The organism is Mesorhizobium erdmanii USDA 3471 (assembly GCF_000472705.1).
GTDB lineage: Bacteria > Pseudomonadota > Alphaproteobacteria > Rhizobiales > Rhizobiaceae > Mesorhizobium > Mesorhizobium erdmanii.
This window is the reverse complement of the sequence record NZ_KI421454.1, coordinates 209265-225357: the sequence shown is the minus strand read 5'-3', so window position 1 is coordinate 225357 and position 16093 is coordinate 209265. Positions and strand designations below refer to the sequence as shown.

At 61.1% G+C, this 16093-nt stretch carries 13 protein-coding genes, 2 pseudogenes and 1 riboswitch; of the genes and pseudogenes, 9 read left to right on the top strand and 6 right to left on the bottom strand.

What is annotated here, in order from left to right:
• Window positions 1-161: 161 nt before the first annotated feature.
• Window positions 162-626 carry a Ros/MucR family transcriptional regulator gene (locus A3AU_RS0131480; protein ID WP_027056411.1) on the bottom strand — a complete coding sequence of 155 codons (465 nt, stop codon included), beginning with the start codon at window positions 624-626 and terminating at the stop codon, window positions 162-164.
• A 244-nt stretch (window positions 627-870) separates the two neighbouring features.
• Here A3AU_RS0131480 and A3AU_RS0131475 point away from each other — a divergent pair, with 244 nt between their 5' ends.
• Together A3AU_RS0131475 and A3AU_RS1000000138560 are read left to right on the top strand one after the other, a co-directional pair.
• The gene (locus A3AU_RS0131475; protein WP_027056410.1) at window positions 871-1173 is read left to right on the top strand and encodes a DUF982 domain-containing protein; all 303 of its coding nucleotides are present in this window, start codon (window positions 871-873) and stop codon (window positions 1171-1173) included.
• Between the two features lie 271 nt (window positions 1174-1444).
• Window positions 1445-1693: a DUF982 domain-containing protein gene (locus tag A3AU_RS1000000138560; protein ID WP_044549107.1), complete on the top strand. Its 249-nt coding sequence runs from the start codon at window positions 1445-1447 to the stop codon at window positions 1691-1693.
• A 720-nt stretch (window positions 1694-2413) separates the two neighbouring features.
• Here A3AU_RS1000000138560 and metE read toward each other — a convergent pair.
• From metE to A3AU_RS1000000141040, 5 genes and pseudogenes are all read right to left on the bottom strand, one after another.
• Window positions 2414-4768: pseudogene (metE, locus tag A3AU_RS1000000137100) on the bottom strand (5-methyltetrahydropteroyltriglutamate--homocysteine S-methyltransferase).
• Window positions 4769-4860: 92 nt separating this feature from the next.
• A riboswitch (cobalamin riboswitch) is annotated at window positions 4861-5060 on the bottom strand.
• Between the two features lie 280 nt (window positions 5061-5340).
• Window positions 5341-5568, bottom strand: a pseudogene (locus tag A3AU_RS1000000138555) (cytochrome P450); the annotation flags it as partial.
• 6 nt (window positions 5569-5574) lie between these two features.
• Window positions 5575-6807: a cytochrome P450 family protein gene (locus A3AU_RS0131450; RefSeq protein ID WP_027056407.1), complete on the bottom strand. Its 1233-nt coding sequence runs from the start codon at window positions 6805-6807 to the stop codon at window positions 5575-5577.
• A gap of 97 nt (window positions 6808-6904) precedes the next feature.
• The gene (locus A3AU_RS0131445) at window positions 6905-7597 is read right to left on the bottom strand and encodes an OmpW/AlkL family protein (RefSeq protein ID WP_027056406.1); all 693 of its coding nucleotides are present in this window, start codon (window positions 7595-7597) and stop codon (window positions 6905-6907) included.
• A gap of 231 nt (window positions 7598-7828) precedes the next feature.
• Window positions 7829-8212, bottom strand: coding sequence for a transposase (locus A3AU_RS1000000141040; protein WP_161633557.1), 384 nt, complete (start codon window positions 8210-8212; stop codon window positions 7829-7831).
• A 166-nt stretch (window positions 8213-8378) separates the two neighbouring features.
• Here A3AU_RS1000000141040 and A3AU_RS0131440 point away from each other — a divergent pair, with 166 nt between their 5' ends.
• The 7 genes from A3AU_RS0131440 (at window position 8379) to A3AU_RS01000000136505 (ending at window position 15544) form a co-directional block, all read left to right on the top strand.
• A complete protein-coding gene (locus A3AU_RS0131440) occupies window positions 8379-9254 on the top strand; it encodes an AraC family transcriptional regulator (protein ID WP_027056405.1) in 876 nt (291 codons plus the stop codon).
• 47 nt (window positions 9255-9301) lie between these two features.
• Window positions 9302-10417, top strand: coding sequence for a threonine aldolase family protein (locus A3AU_RS0131435; RefSeq protein WP_027056404.1), 1116 nt, complete (start codon window positions 9302-9304; stop codon window positions 10415-10417).
• Window positions 10418-10808: 391 nt separating this feature from the next.
• On the top strand, window positions 10809-11264 hold the full coding sequence (locus tag A3AU_RS0131430) for a GNAT family N-acetyltransferase (RefSeq protein WP_027056403.1): 456 nt from the start codon (window positions 10809-10811) through the stop codon (window positions 11262-11264).
• A 340-nt stretch (window positions 11265-11604) separates the two neighbouring features.
• Window positions 11605-12573 carry an omptin family outer membrane protease gene (locus A3AU_RS0131425; protein WP_027056402.1) on the top strand — a complete coding sequence of 323 codons (969 nt, stop codon included), beginning with the start codon at window positions 11605-11607 and terminating at the stop codon, window positions 12571-12573.
• 452 nt (window positions 12574-13025) lie between these two features.
• Window positions 13026-13595, top strand: coding sequence for a hypothetical protein (locus A3AU_RS0131420; RefSeq protein WP_027056401.1), 570 nt, complete (start codon window positions 13026-13028; stop codon window positions 13593-13595).
• Window positions 13596-13618: 23 nt separating this feature from the next.
• Window positions 13619-14248, top strand: a complete 630-nt coding sequence (locus A3AU_RS1000000137095; protein WP_335337266.1) for a hypothetical protein — start codon at window positions 13619-13621, stop codon at window positions 14246-14248.
• A 129-nt stretch (window positions 14249-14377) separates the two neighbouring features.
• Window positions 14378-15544: a Shedu immune nuclease family protein gene (locus A3AU_RS01000000136505; protein ID WP_051355518.1), complete on the top strand. Its 1167-nt coding sequence runs from the start codon at window positions 14378-14380 to the stop codon at window positions 15542-15544.
• Window positions 15545-16093: the final 549 nt, after the last annotated feature.

Here is a 16093-nt window from a genome sequence, read left to right as displayed (position 1 = left end):
GGGAGGAGGTGCGCCCCATTCAGCGTCGGCACCACATCTGGGAGGAGTAGATGGCCGACACCATGATCATACCGATCGCCCCGGATATTGCAACGCACAAATTTTATCTCGCGAGTGCGAAATCATGCCGGGCCCGCTTCGTCGATCCTGAAAAAGTGCGGTCAGGCTGCGGCTTTCTTGCGGGGACGCTTGGCAGGTGCCGGCGTTCCCGGTTCCTTCGGCTTGCGGCCCAGACCCATCGTCTTGGCCAATGCCGAGCGCGCCGCAGCGTAATTCGGCGCCACCATGGGATAGTCCGCCGGCAGTTCCCATTTCGCGCGATATTCGTCGGGCGTAAGGCCATAGTGGGTGGCCAGGTGACGCTTGAGCGACTTGAACTTCTTACCGTCCTCAAGGCTGAAAATGTAATCGGGTGTAACCGATTTTCTGATCGGTACGGCAGGCTTGAGAGCTTCTGACTTTTCTGGTGCGGCACCACCAGCAGTGCCTTTCAATGCGATGTGTATCTGGCCGATAAGCCCAGGCAGTTCACCGACGGGAACCGGATTGTTCGAAACATAGGCTGAGACGACATGGGCGGTGAGTTCGATGAGGTTGTCGGCTTTGCTCTCGGTTTCGTCGGTCATGAAAACGCTCCTGCGGAATTAGACTAGCCGGTTATGAATCACTTCATAGCTTAATAGTGACGACCGCCTTTGATGGCAACCAAGCCATTGCATGATGTGTTGGCGGATCGCTGCACGCCCGGTCGCAGGCGCGGATCTTCCTCTTGAACCGTCATCGCCCTGACAACACATTGTGCCATGGTCGCCGTGTCGATGCGGCGCCTCTTCACCGCAAATTGGCTATTTAGAAAGTTGGGAGAAACCAATGAACGCTGAGGCTTTCAGCAGCCCCCTTTTCGTGAAGCGCGCAACGCACATCATCCAAGAGATTGCCGGCCTTGCGGATGCAATCGATTTTCTCAATGAATGGCCGGAAGATCGCAGAGACCTGATCCACGAAGCCGCCCTGAGAGCATGCTACGATGCATACGATGGGCGCAAGCCGGTAAGCACGGCGCGCAATGCCTTTTTCGGCTTTGCCAAGCGGGTCGCCATATTGGAAGATCCAACCTCCGCGATGCAGTGGATCGCCGCCTGCAGATCGGGCAGTGGAAAAGTGCAGGTGTAGACATCGACGACATGTTTGAGACTGGCGAGGCGCGTCAAACAGTGCACTATGTTCAGGTTTCACAGCTAGACCACGCGAATGAGAAGCAGTTCCTCACCATCGACTGCACAACCGCAGATCGCACGCAAGCTGACCATGGCCGGACGCGCCTCATGGCGATCGCTTGCCCGCCAATGGCCAGGCTCAATGGCGCAGGTGCAGCGGTCGCGTTCGGCTGAGTTAAGAAATGCGACCCGGGCTGTTTGCCGCTTAGTGGCTGTGGAGGAGGGGGATGACCGGGTTGATCAGATTTGAGAGGCCAGTCGTTGTTCAGCTTAGCCGCCGCAGCTCGGAGCGTATCGTGTTCGACGTCAACGACGCGGCCGCTATCTTGCTGCGGGATCTGCATCATGAGACCGATAAACGCAGAATAGCGATGGACACCTGTCTGCAGGTTTTACGCGGTAAGACCCATCCCCCAGCCGCTCGACGAGCTTTCGTCGCAGCCGCACTCGAAGCACGCATTCTGCGCAGTGATTGAGATTTGGGACGCCGCTCGTGAATTTCGGCCGTCTGCACATCGCGATTGGGCGCGGTCCGAACACCCCTGCCGGCATCGGCCAGGAGCAAGCTAACCCCGCAATTTCCGCGACGGCTTTGCTGGTCCCGGCGCCGGATCTTGACCATCAAAACAGAAGGGGTCCGCCTGCCAGCTGCGGCCGCTCGGCTTCGCCTTCGCGGCGATCGTGATTGGAGACAGAGGCAGACGGAGCCATTGAGCGGGAGTTGGCCCGCTGCAGATGGCAGAGCGTCGATGCCGCCTCAATCGTCTCCAGAAGTGCCGTTTGAACGTTTCCCCAGCTTGCCCTGCATCCGGTCTCCTGGAACGCGCTCCGCGGACCGGCGGCGCGTGATCGCCGATGCTTCTTCCGACGGTCGGGAGCGGGGTTTCGGCGATCAAGATCGGGGAGATGATAATGATACTGGATTTTATCGACTACGGAATAATCCGAAGCTGGCTGGCCGTGAGCCGTCTCGTTTCTGGCCGGCTCATTTGCGGCCGGCCTCCTTCGATCGCCTGCCAACGCGGGGCTTCTGGAACAGCTGACTTCAACCCGCCGTAACAAGGGCTCAGCCAGGACAAGGTTGCCGAGGCGCTTCGTCACTGGCAGCGCGATTGCCTTGGGCGCGCCGGATAGACTCCCCCAAGATCGCCCTGTGTGTGGCGTTGCCGCTCACCGCCGGCGAGTGGCACCGAGCCCTACGCCGTCTGCGCTTTTTCCCGAATTGCGCGTGCTGCAGCCACCATGTTCACCAGGGCAGGGCGGACCTCCTCCCACCTGCGCGTTTTGAGACCGCAGTCGGGATTCACCCACAGTTGGCCATCCAGCAATCGCTCGCGCGCAAGCATGATGAGGTTGGAAATATCGCCCACTTCCGGGACCCGCGGCGAGTGAATGTCATAGACGCCGGGACCGATCTCGTTCGGATACTTGAAGGTTCGAAGCGTATCGAGCAGTTCCATCTGCGAGCGCGAGGTTTCAATGGAGATCACATCGGCATCCATTGCGGCAATCGCGTCCACGATATCGCCGAACTCGGAGTAGCACATATGGGTGTGGATCTGGGTCGCATCGCCGACCGCCGTTGAAGCCAGCCGGAAGCATTCGACGGCCCAGTCGAGATAGGCCTGCCACTCGGCCTCGCGCAGCGGCAAGCCCTCGCGCAGTGCGGCTTCGTCGATCTGGATCATCCTGGCGCCGGCCTTTTCGAGGTCGCCCACTTCATCGCGAATGGCGAGCGCGACCTGGCGGCAGACGGCTGAGCGCGCAAGGTCGTCCCGGACGAAGGACCAGTTGAGGATCGTCACCGGGCCGGTAAGCATGCCCTTCACCGGCTTGGGCGTCAGCGACTGGGCATATCGCCACCAGTGTAGTGTCATCGGCTGTTGTCGCGACACATCTCCAATGATGATCGGGGGTCGCACAAAGCGCGAGCCATAGCTCTGCACCCACCCGTGTTGCGTGAAGACGAAGCCGCAGAGCTGCTCGGCGAAATACTGCACCATATCGTTGCGCTCGAATTCGCCGTGGACCAGCACGTCGAGTCCGATCTCTTCTTGCCAGCGAACGGCGGCTTCTATCTCTTTTTTCAGGAAGGCCTCATAGTCGACGTAACTCAGCTCGCCCTTGGCATGGGCTGCCCGCGCCTTGCGAACCTCGGCTGTTTGCGGGAAGGAGCCGATCGTCGTGGTGGGGAAGGATGGCAAGCCAAACGTGTCGCCCTGAAGCTTGGAGCGCACGTCGAATGCGCTCTTCCGGCGCGTCATGGCGACCTTGATGCTGGCGACCCGACCTTCAACGAGCGGATCATGCACCTTCGCGGATGTCGCGCGAGCGGCGGCAGCCTCAGCCGACGCCTCCAGTTCGGCGGCGACCGCGTCCCGGCCTTCAGCCAGGGCACGGGCGAGCACGACCAGCTCGTCGGTTTTTTGCGCCGCGAAGGCGAGCCACGATTTCACATCCGCATCGAGTGCCGTCTCCATGTCCAGGTCGATCGGCACATGCAGCATCGAGCAGGACGGGGCGATCTCCACGCGGTCCAACGGCCAGCCGGCGACGATCGGCTTGATGCGGTCAAGCATGGCAGGCAGGTTCGCGCGCCAGACGTTGCGGCCGTCGATCAGCCCGAGCGAGAGCACAAGTTCCTTCTGCGCGAGCCGGCCGACGGTCTCCAACTGCTCTGGAGCGCGCACGAGATCGACGTGCAGTCCCGCCACGGGCAGAGAAATTGCGGTCTCGAGATTGTCTCCCAGCGATCCGAAATAGGTAGCGACCATGATCTTCAACTCCGGTGCTGCTTTTGCCAGCCGGCAGTAGGCGAATTGGAGCGCATCCCGTTCGTTGGGAACCAGATCGACCACGAGCGCCGGCTCATCGATCTGCACCCAATCGGCTCCCGCGAGCTTCAGCCTCCGCAGGAGCTCCTCGTAGACGGGCAGCAGCCGTGGCAGGAGCGCGATAGGGTTGAAACCTTCCTCAGGTGACTTCGCCAACTTGAGAAAGGTAACCGGTCCAAGCAGGACCGGGCGCGTGTGGATGCCGAGCGCCTTGGCCTCGAGGAAATGATCGACCGGTTTCGCCGACGAGAGGGCAAAGCTCTGATCGTCCGTAAGTTCCGGCACAATGTAGTGATAGTTGGTGTCGAACCATTTGGTCATTTCCATCGCGGCAAGGCCATGCCCGTTGGCCGCATGCTCGTCACCGGCATGTCCACAATCAGCGGCCTGACCTTAGTTGCCGCGCGCCATTGCGAAATAGGTATCGAGTGGGACCTCGCCGTCAGTCCAGGCGTATCGTGCCGGCACGGCGCCGACCATGGCGACGGTGTCGAGCACATGGTCATAAAGCGAGAAATCGTTGGAGGGGATTTTCGACACGCCGCGATCGTGCTGCTCCCTCCAACTGGCGGCGCGTAGCGCCTTCGCCGTCGCGAGCAGGTCGGCAGCGGGAGATTTTCCGGACCAGTAGCTTTCAAGCGCGAATTTGAGTTCCCGCCGTCGACCGATACGCGGCACGCCGAGCGTTGCCACAGGAATGTGTTGAGAGACAGTCATGCCATACCCCGATGGTTGGGGCGTGGGGACAAGGAACGCGCGAGTAGGCGGCACGAAGCCAGGCTACCGCGGCCACCGAGACACCCCGCCCGTGGACGTTGTTCGTCGTGGCAGGTCTCCTGGCTCGCGGGTCAAAGCCTCTGCCCGTCTTCCCGAGGCCGTTCGCCTCAGTGACACCAATGGGCTTGGCTCGCCGCTAACAGTTGCGGGGGCAGCGCCGGCATCGCACCGGCTTCCCTCTTAGCTCCGCTACGGCAGTGCCGCGCGGAGAACCACGACATGCGCACAATCACATCCGCTTCGCTCCTTGTCAATACATATAACGAGATGTTTATGTGATGATGCGAATAATGCCCTTGCGCGGATCGGTCTCTTTCGCCCAAAGCCGCATACGATGCGGCCTCTCATCGGTGCAGGCTCGGCGAGGTCCTTGTCCCCATCGGCGACGCCTGATCAGATCGAGGTCGCCGGGCTCAAAGGCGTAAAGTCGGGCCAGGTCGTCACAGTCCGCCGGAAACCCCAGTAGTTGTTCCCGCTCGGCTTCGCTCAGCGTGCTTGCGCATTCGCCCATCAGCGCTGAGGACCATGGCCGGAAGCGGAAAGGAGAGGGGCGCCTCAGGTTGGCGGGTTGGGGCTGGGCTGCCAGCGTCTCGAACAACTGCGCGGCGATCGCCTCGACCTGCTGCGCGAGCAGCTGAAGGCCGGCGCCACGATCGTGCGTAACCGGGCATGCTCGCCCCCCTCGTGCGAGTCCAGCCTCCCGGAGAACCGAGAATCACCGAATCCGGGGTGAATGCCGCACTTCTCTAAGCGACGGAAGGGCGGAAGGTGACCGGCAGGCGCTGCGGGCAGCGAATGACGTAAGACGGCATGTAGACGACGTCCTCCGCAGCGATGGTCAGCGCCAGATCCTCCAGCCGCCCGAACAGCGCGGGGAAGGCGCAGCGCAATTCCAGGCGCGCCAGCGCAGCGCCCAGGCAGGAATGCGGCCCCTCGCCGAATGACAAATGCGGGTTGTGCCGCCGGGTGACATCGAACCTGTCGGCGCCGGGACCGAATGCCTTTTCGTCCCGGTTCGCCGCATGGAACGCCATCAGGACGGCATCGCCGCGGCGGACCATGCATCCGTCGATCTCCACGTCCTGGGTGGCATAGCGGAACGGCAGATTGGCCGCTGAGCTGCCCCAGCGCAGGATCTCCTCGATCGCCTGTGACCACGGAACTTGGCCGCTGCGCACCAGGTGCAGTTGCTGCGGATGCGTCAGCAATGCCAGCACGCCATTGCCGATGACGCCGGCGGTGGTCACGAAGCCCGCAGAGAGCACCATGAACAGCATGTCGATGAGCTCGGTGTCGGAAACGAGCTCGCCATTGTCACGCGCGACGATCAGGGCCGAAGCCAGATCATCGCCGAGCTGGCCCCGCTTGAGCGCGATCAGGCGACGGAAGAACTCCGGGATGCGCTGCCGCGTCTGTCGCACCTCTTCGGCTGTGGCGGAGGTGTTGGCCAGGCTGTAGGTGAGCGCGACGATCTCTTGGCGCTGTTCGTCCGGCAAACCGAACAGTTCGGCGATCACGTTGGTGGGCAGCGGAGCAGCGAACTCGCACATCAGATCGGCACTGCCGCCGCGCTGCGCCATCTCGGCCAGGAGTCGATCGACGCATTGTTCGACCCGTGGCGCCAGCAAGGCGATACGACTGGGCGCGAAGCTGCTGGACAGCAGGCCGCGCAAGCGCCGGTGATCGGCGCCGTGCGCCGTGGTCATGTTGTCCACTTTGCATATCCCGATCAGCGGATGATCCTCGGGAATCTCGCCGTCCTGCAGCGCCCGCCACTGTCGCCAGTCCTTGTTGAAACGCTGGTCGGAAAGCATCTGCCTGAGCGTCTGGTGACGGCCTGCCGCCCAGGTCACCACATCGCCTGGCAGCGACACTCGCGCCATCCCCCCCTGCCGCAGAATCGCAGAAGAAAGACGATCAAGTTGCGTGGGAGCGGCCGGCACACCGATCACGTCGCAATGATCGTTTTCTACGCGCATGCCAACAACTCCTTTAAGAACCATCGCGGGTCCACTTCTCGGCACGGAAGATCCGCGCGCGGACTTCGAAAAGTGCCCCTTCAGGGTCCTTTCGACATTAGAAGCGGTAGGTGAGACCTGCGCCTACCAGCCAGGGATCGAGCTTGGCCTTGCCTGTGAGCTTCGTGCCGGCGACAGTGACGTCGAAGTCGGGCTTAAGGAAAAGCTTCTTCACGTCGAAGTTGACGCCCCAGTGCTGGTCCACCATGTAGTCGAATCCGACCTGCAGCGCGGCGCCGAATGTATTCTTGACCTTGAGATCATCGGCGCTGCCGGCTTGCTGATGATAGAAGATCGTATAGTTCACGCCGGCGCCGATATAGGGCTTGAAGGCGCCGAAATCGGTAAAATGATACTGCAATGTGAGCGTGGGCGGCAGCAGCCAAACCTTGCCGACCTTGCCCAGCCCGCCGATCGCACCTTGGCCATCGATGTTGGCATAGGTGGTGCCGAGTATGAGTTCGGTGGCGATGTTGTCCGTGAAGAAATATGAGATATCGAGTTCCGGCGTCACGGTGTTCGAATAGGAAAGACCGGAGCCGGGCACCGCATTGACATAGCCCGAATCCTCGGTGATCACCCCCAACGCACGCAGGCGGATCTGCCAGGGGCTTGGCGCTTCCGCGACGCAGGCTTCTGCCTGCGGGACGCTCGCGGCTTGCCCAACATCTGCCGCGCCGGCCTGTCCCGCAACGATGAGGACGACGGCCGCTGTCACTGCCCGCGCCACGCCAATTCGCGCTCTCGCCATACTCTTCTCTCCTTGATCTTCAGAAACGACGCACTGCGCCTTGATTGAATCCTGCCCGCATCATTCGAGATTGACGGAGCGCTCATGCGGGAGAGCCCTCGCATGTGTTGTGCCAAATGAGAAAATCGTTGCGAAACAGTGCGACCACCTCCGATAGCGCTCTGTCTCATGTCCAACTTCGTCGAAGATCCGACAATGAGTGCAGCCGTAGCCGCCCCTGGTAGCCGTTCGTCAACATCGGCCGGCAGTTCGTTGACACGCTCGTACTCGGCTTCGAGTTTTGGCGTATTCTGCGTTTAGCGCCTTGATCGTCGCCTGCTGCTTCGCCGTCAGGCCGGGGAACGTTCCAGCCAGTTGGCGCAGTCCGTGGGCGTGTCCGTAAGGCGTCTCGACCGCGACCGATATGGGCGGGAAATCCTTTGGCAGCATGCGCCAGCCGCCATCCGATCGGGCCATGTAGCGGAACGCGTTCAATACCTTGCGCAAGTCCGTCACCACGCGCCGCCCGGTCTTGGCCGCGCCCGGCAGGAACGGTTGTATCCGCGACCATTCCTCATCCGTCAGATCGGAGAGGATAGCGCTTGGTCTTCTTCTCGATATCGGCCATCCGGCCACGCGTCGCTCGGGTCCACTTCCCAAGCTTGAAACACGATTAATCCCGCCAATCCGCTGCCCGCCCTGCAGCAGGCCCCTCTTCGGGCGGCAATTAATCCTGCTTCGGTTTGAAATTCGCTATGAGAGCACAATATCGTTGTGACGACCGACCTGGATTGATCATCAAGTGGCCGATACCGCCGTAGAATGCGACGAAAAGGCGCGTGGCCGTTCTGAACCTCCGGGCCGGCCGCCGCGCAATCGTGCGGTGATGAAGCACTCCGATGTCCTTGGCGGGCTCGATTACCTGGCGGCGGACTATCACCGGCAGGATTTCTCCAAGCATGTCCACAACGAGTATCTGATCGGGCTGATCGAGCGAGGCGTCCATGATGTTTGGTGCCGAGGTGAGGTTTGGCACGCCGGTAGCGGCACCGTCGCGACCTTCGCGCCCGGCGAACCGCATTTCGGGGGTGCTGGTGACGATCTTGGCTGGAGCCAGAAGATCTTCTACATGCCCGAAGGCCTTGTCCGGCAAGTCCTTGAGGACAGCGGCCAACACCAACCCGGAACGATCGACTTCAAAAGCCCGTTCCAGGAGAATGCGCCAGTTGCACACGGCCTCAGCGCGTTTTGGCGCCTGCTTGAACATGGGCATAGCTCGGCACTGGAGATCGAGGAGCATCTGGTCCGTTTCCTGCCCCACGTCTTCGCACAAGTCGGCAGGTCGCGCGTTGCTGAGCCAAAATTCGTGCCACCGAGGTTCCGCGACGTATGTGACTTCATCCATGCCCACTTCGACGAAGTTCTGCAGCTCGCCGCCCTGGCCGCCCTCGCCGGATGCTCCAAGGCGACGTTGATCGATGGCTTCAAGGCGCATTTCGGGTTGCCCCCCACCCGTTACCTCATCCAGGTCCGCATCGACGAGGCGCGACGGCTGCTGAGGCGAGGCCAGCACGTCGCCGATGTCGCCGTCGCGGTCGGGTTCGCGGACCAGAGCCACCTGACCCGGCACTTCAAGGCGGTGCTGGGGGTGACGCCGGCGCGTTACCTCTCGGTTTGAATATCGTTCAATAAAGCGCGCGGCGAACCGTCTAGCTTGGACGCTCAATGGATGAAAAGAGCGTCAAGACCATGAACGAAAGCAAGCAGACCCGCCCCCGCGGCTTCACCAGCGACAACATCGCCGGCGTCTCCCCCGAGGTGATCGCAGCCATCACCGCGTGCGCGTCAGGTCAGGCGGCTCCCTACGGCAACGATGAGCTGACGCATACCGTCGAGCGCCAGCTCGCCGAGGTGTTCGAGCATGCGGTCGACGTGTTCCTCGTTTCGACGGGGTCGGCGGCGAACGCGCTGGCGCTCGCGGCGATTACGCCGCCATGGGGCAGCATCCTCTCGCACGCCGACGCACACATCAACCGCGACGAGTGCGGCGCGCCGGAGTTCTACACCGCCGGTGCGAAGTTGGTGCAGCTTCCAGGCGAGGCTGGCAAAATCGACATCGACGCCTTGGCGGCCAATGCAACGCGCATGGTGGGCGATATCCACTCGGTCCAGCCCTCCAGCGTCAGCATCACGCAGGCGACCGAGATGGGATCGGTCTACGCGCTCGACGAGATCAAGGCCATCAGCCATATCTGCCAGTCAGCGAACCTGCCGCTCCACATGGACGGTGCTCGCTTCGCCAACGCCCTCGTCACTCTGCGCTGCTCGCCGGCCGAGATGACGTGGAAGGCCGGCGTCGACCTTGTGTCATTTGGCGCCACGAAGAATGGAACGTTTGGGGTCGATGCGGTCGTCTCGTTCCGCGGAGATCTCGCGAGCACGATCGCCTTTCGCCGCAAGCGGGCCGGCCAGTTGAGTTCCAAGATGCGCTTCATGGCGGCGCAAATGGACGGTTATCTGAGGGACGGTGTCTGGCTTCGCAACGCGACCCATGCCAATGCGATGGCATCGGCCCTCGCGCAGGGGTTGGCCCTGGTGCCAGGCGTGAAAATCCAGCAGCGTCCCGAGGCCAACATCCTCTTCTGCCGACTTCCCACGTCCCTGATCCGAGGGCTGCTCGACATGGGATTCCGCTTCTACCATGATCGCTGGGAGCCCGGAATCGTGAGGTTCGTCACCTCTTTCGCGACGACCGAGGCGGACGTGTCCGACTTGATCGGCGCGGCAACCAGCCTCTGCGCACCGGTCGGCTCGGCTCGTGTTCCGGCTGGCGCCGAATGAGTTGTGGCGACCGTCGAGCGCTCTCGCCGCCCGTCACGGATGTCCCTCTTTGCTCGAATGCATTGTCCGAGCGTTCTGGCCGCACGAGCATCTCAGGCTGTATCGTTTGTCCCAGGCCCTTTTAGACTTGCAGCTTCATCTTACCTCGGCAAGGCGGCTTCACCGTGCAGTAGCGAAGTGACCGGGTTGATTTTCTGTAAGAAGGACCTCTATCTGCGCAATTGACCTCAAGTCATCCCGGAATACTGCATGCTTGTAATATTTATTTTGCATTTTTTTATCATATTTTTGATGAAAAATGCTGTTCACTCGTCCGAGTTACTTAAAAGAGTGAGTCGGATCTGCGCGGATAGCAGCATGAATCGGGATTTGAGCACTAGCAGGAGAAAATATGCCTTCCATATCTACGCGCCGCGCCAACGCAACGGACGCAGGGACGGTCGTCCGTTTTATTCACGCGCTACTCGATGAACTCACTGGCGGGAAAGCTCCCGCGCCCGACGACGTGAGACAAAGCGCGGAGATAATGCTTGCCGACGCTGGCGTGGTCGCAGTGATCGCAAGTGCAGATGACGAGCCGGTCGGCATCATGGTGCTGAATGAATGCACGGCGATCTATGCAGGCGGTAAGTTCGGCTATATTTCGGAGCTGTATGTTCGACCCGAAAAGCGGTCCAAAGGGATTGCCCCTCAACTGCTTGAGGTCGCCTCGCGGGAAGGCCGTGCGCGTGGTTGGAAGCGACTTGAGCTTGCAGCGCCCAGGCAACCAAAATGGAAGCGCACGCTCGATTTCTATCTGCGCAACGGGTTCGAGGAACTCGGCCCTCGGCTCTGTCGGATTATCTAGACTCAGAGTTTGCTATGGGCTGCTCAAAGCAACCTGCACGACCTCAGCGGGTTGAGGTCCGGCGTGGTCGCTGCCTGACGCTGCAATCGTACCAGCATCGTCATCGCAAATGTGTGCCTCAGATAATGCACGGTTCCCGTCACGCCGGCCGCCCGGAACGCATCGGCAAACCGCCGTCAATCGGGTCACGCTAGCGGCGTTTCCTTGAGTGTTGAGGAACAGAGCCGAGGGCGGCAATTTTGCCAACCTACAGGGGCGCTGCATAGACGACCGCACCTGACTTGCACCCGGTTACGCTGCGTATAGCCGAATGGCGGATGATTCCTATGGGGGTAGTCCTATGAAATTGCACGCGAAAGTCTTTGGTGGAGCGGCAGCGTTGCTCGCTGCCTGGCCGGCGATGGCCAGCGACGCGGTGGCGAGCGAACCGGCGCCCTACAATCCCAATTTCTCTTTCGTTGGCGGCGTCGGCGTCATCGACATCCAGGCCAACGAGCTGGTCTATCAGGCTCCCGGCAGCGGCTCGAAGCTGAGCCACCTTATCTGGGAAAACACCTCTGCGGTCATTTCAGCCGAGATGACGGCGCGCAGCGAGGCCGGCTGGACCGCCAAGCTTTCCGGCCAGATCGCCTTCAGCGGCGACAGCTACATGGAAGACTATGACTGGAACCCGTCATTCTCGACCAATGATGGCTGGAACGACTGGAGCAACCGTTCGCGCCATTCCGACACCGATCTTGATTACTTCTATTCGGCAACCGTCGCGCTCGGCCACGATTTCCAGTTCAGCGACCAGCTGCTGATCAACGTCAACGGTGGTTTCAAGTACACCTCGGTCAAGTGGACTGCCTATGGCGGCTCCTATGTCTACAGCGTTGCCGGCTTCCGGGATTCGGTTGGCGACTTCCCAGGAGACGCAAAGGCCATCAGCTACCAGCAGAAATTGCCGGTCGCCTTCGCCGGCATCGATGCGACCTATGTCCAGGATCGCTGGAACTTCGGCTTTGCGCTGAAGGGCGGCACGACCTTCTCGGCCGGCGATACCGATCATCACTGGATGCGTGACCTGCGCTTCGAGGATGATTTCGAATTGGCGCCGGTTCTGATGGTCGGCGGCAGCGTCGGCTACCAGTACAACGAGCGGACCAGCTTCTTCGTCTCCGGTTCCTACGAAAAGGTGTTCACCGCTCGCGGCGACTACAACACCTATGACATTGCGACCGGCGCAGAGACTGGCGGCGAAGACGACTGGATCGGCGGCGATTTTGCCGCGGCGACGGTGATGGTCGGCATCAAGACCTCGTTCTGATTGAACGAGTTCGACCGGAACGCCAAACCGATGTCCGCACCGCGCAGAAATCTGACGCGCCCGCGCGACTGGATTGGACAGATACTTAAGGAAAATCAGCCAGTTACGGGCCTGGTGCAAAGATCGCACACGAAAGTTCTGCTTCTCTCGCTTTTTCGTTCCCACCATGAAGCAACCGACAGCCCTTTTCGGACGCTCTTCTGCCGACGATATTGACCGCTTCAATGCTGCCGGCGGCGCTCGCCAGTCGTACGATGAGGTTTGAATGCTCTTTAGCTAGGGTGAGCGCCCTGAGCCAATCATCATGCTGCCGGCGAACCACCTACCGGCGGCTCAAAACGACGTATTTTGGACTTTCCGCGGCGCCCTCCTGGCGTTCTCATTGACAGGAGAGACATCGAATGATGGAATGTCCTTGGTCCTAGGACAGAGGACAAGCTGCAATGATTGGAATGAAAAGTCAGGATATCGTGGTGCTTCTGAAGCTCGTGAGCTTGCAGGAGCAAGGAGAGTTCGCGGGCCATGGGGAACAGCGTAGGGGCTTTGCGGGCGAGGACCCCTTCTCTGTTCGCGGGCTGGAATCCCTAACAGGTATCAGCAAGACGGAGATCAACGCCTCCTTAAAGCGCAGTCTCTCATCGGGGTTGGCCATTAAAGACCGGGATACGGGACGGGCCAATCCTCACCGCCGCAATCTCTATGAATTTATCGTCCACGGCCTGAAGTTCGTGTTTCCCGCGAAGGCAGGCGCGATGACGCGCGGTATTCCGACGGCGTTCGCCGCGCCGATGCTGAAGGGGCTATTGGTCAGCGGAGGCGAGTACATACACATATGGCCCTATGCCCAAGGGCGGGACATGGGGCAGTCGGTTGAACCTTTGTTCAAGAGTGTGCCTGAAGCAGTCCAGAAAGATGAACGGCTCTACGAATATCTTGCTCTCGTTGATGCCATCCGGCTCGGCAATCAGCGCGAAGCGGGCCTGGCGGGACAGCGGCTTTCGGAGAGGTTCCTGAAAAAATGACGGTCCGAGGCCAATTGCTCCTGATGCTGCAGACGGTGGCGGAAGCTTTGGGGGAAGACTTCCGGGAACGGCTGGTCTTTGTCGGCGGGTGCACAACCGCTCTTTTTATAACAGACGAAGTGACCCTTGAGGATGTGAGGGCGACTGACGACGTCGACCTCATCGTCGATCTTGCCGGTTATGGAGAGTGGGCGCAGTTGCGGGAAGAATTGAGGCAGCGAGGTTTCGCTGAGTCCCCCGAGGACAACGTCATCTGCCGGATGCGGCTGCGGGACCTCAAGGTCGACTTTATGCCGGACGATGCCGGCATACTCGGCTTCACTAACCACTGGTACGCAGCTGGGATCGAAACGGCAGTAACCCATGAATTGACCGATACGCTCAGGATCAAAAAGCTTTCCCCGGAGCTATTTGTCGCGACAAAGCTGGAAGCTTATCTCGGGCGCGGCGCAGGTGATCTGTTCATGAGCCGTGACATGGAAGATATCCTCCTCATCGTCGACGGCGGCCGGAGATCGTGGACGAGATTCTTGCTGCAGAGGCCGAAGTCCACCGGTTCATCGCCGAACAGTTCACAGTCCTGCTTCAGAACGGCGACTTCGAATATTTCCTTGAGGGAAATGTCCGCGGCCCGGCAGGGCGGACCGACATAGTGCGAGACCGGTTTGTCGCCATTAGTCGTGGCGCCGGGTGAAGAGGATGGTGGCAGCCAGTGCAGGAGCACGTGTGATGATTTCGTTTGAGGTCGGCAGCAAGGGCGTGTCTTCCGCAGTTCCGACCTCGTGGCGGAGACGGCGCACGGTGCCGCGCACGACGACGAGGCGGACGAGGACGATCGACCGCTCTATCGGTTTCGGTTCGCGACCACAAAAAACGGATATCACCGCATTCCCGGGCGGATCCTGGGGATCGACAACGATGTGCTGATCGTCGCGGAGGGGATCGCGCTGGACCGGAAGGTCTTTGTCGCCGAGCGCAATATCAGCATCTTTCGGCGCATTGCAAAGCTGAAGCCCGGCAGCGAAATCGTCGTTGGCGGCGACCGGGTCGACAGCATCGCCGTCGAGGCCTTCGGCGAGCTGCTCGAGAGGTTCCCGAACAGCATCGAGGTCGACCGCTATGCCGCGGCGCGCGTGGAGACCATCCTCGGCGAATTCTTCGACGGCGCGACCAGCGCGCGCGATCACTACGAAAGCTACCTGAATCGCCGGACCGCCGGTGCGCGCGGCCGGGCCTTGCGACGGGATGAGCTGCTTCGTGCCGAGATCGACAAGTTCGTCTATCTGCGCGAGACCCTCTCCTCCTGGCTCGCCAGGGCGGCAAGCTACTCCGAGAAGGAGTGGCAGAAGATGGTCGTCGGCGTCATCCTACTGCTGTTCCCGAAATATGTGGCGGTGTTGGAGAATGTTCGGATCGCCGACTTCTATTCGAGGCCGGACAAGCGAAAGAACCGATACGTCGACCTTTGCGTGGTCGACGCCAACGGCAACATCGACGTCATCGAGATCAAGAAGCCTTTTGACGACATTCTGCTGAGCAGAGGAATTTATCGTGGCAACAGCGTTCCGACCAAGGAGCTGTCAGGCACCATCATGCAGGCCGAGAAATACCTGTTCCACCTCTCCAAATGGGGCGTTGAGGGGGAGCGCGAACTGTCGAAGCGATACGGGTCAGCACTTCCCGCCGGCCTCCAGATCCGGGTGACCAATCCCAAGGCGCTGCTTCTGCTCGGCCGCGATCGCCGAACGGACGGCACTGGCGGGCTCACCGAGAACCAATCGTTCGACCTGGAGGTGATCAAGCGGAAATATGTGAATATGATGGACATCGTCACCTACGACGATCTGCTCCGCCGCCTCGACAGAATCATCGTCTCGCTGACGGAGCGCGCGGGCTCGGCCGGATTGGGGCAACGCGCTGACAAGCGTGGCACAGAACGGCGGGATTGAACCGACAGGTGCGCGGGCGGCGGGGATGCGTCGGGAGCTGATGCGTGCTGAAGGGCGTTTCGACCTCTTTTGCTCGGCGGAGTTGAGGCATGTTCGCGGGCACGAAAGGAGACCTCGTCCATGAATGCCCAGGAACTTCTCGACAAGATTAAGGAATTGCCCAACAAGCCGGTCGATGTGCCCACGCCGCCGGCGATCGAGCTCGTCGCCATGGTGGTGCGCTGGGGTCGCCATCTCAAGCAGTGGAAAGCCACCACGCTCGCCGACTCCGCGCGTGTCTCGCTGTCGACGGTCGAGCGCGTCGAACGCGCGGAGAAGGTGAGCGACGAGGCGCTCGACCGCATCGCCCAAGCGCTCGGCCACGCGCCGGGCGCGTTCACCACGCCGCGCCTGCCGATCGGTCCGGACAAGGCGGCCGAACACCTCGTCGAGGCGTATGGCCATCTCGAACCGGTGGCGGTGTCGCCGATGAAGACGCACAAGGCCATCCGCGATGCCGCGAAGTGCGACGCCTATCTCATCCACCGTCCCGGCGTGCCCGACACCCAT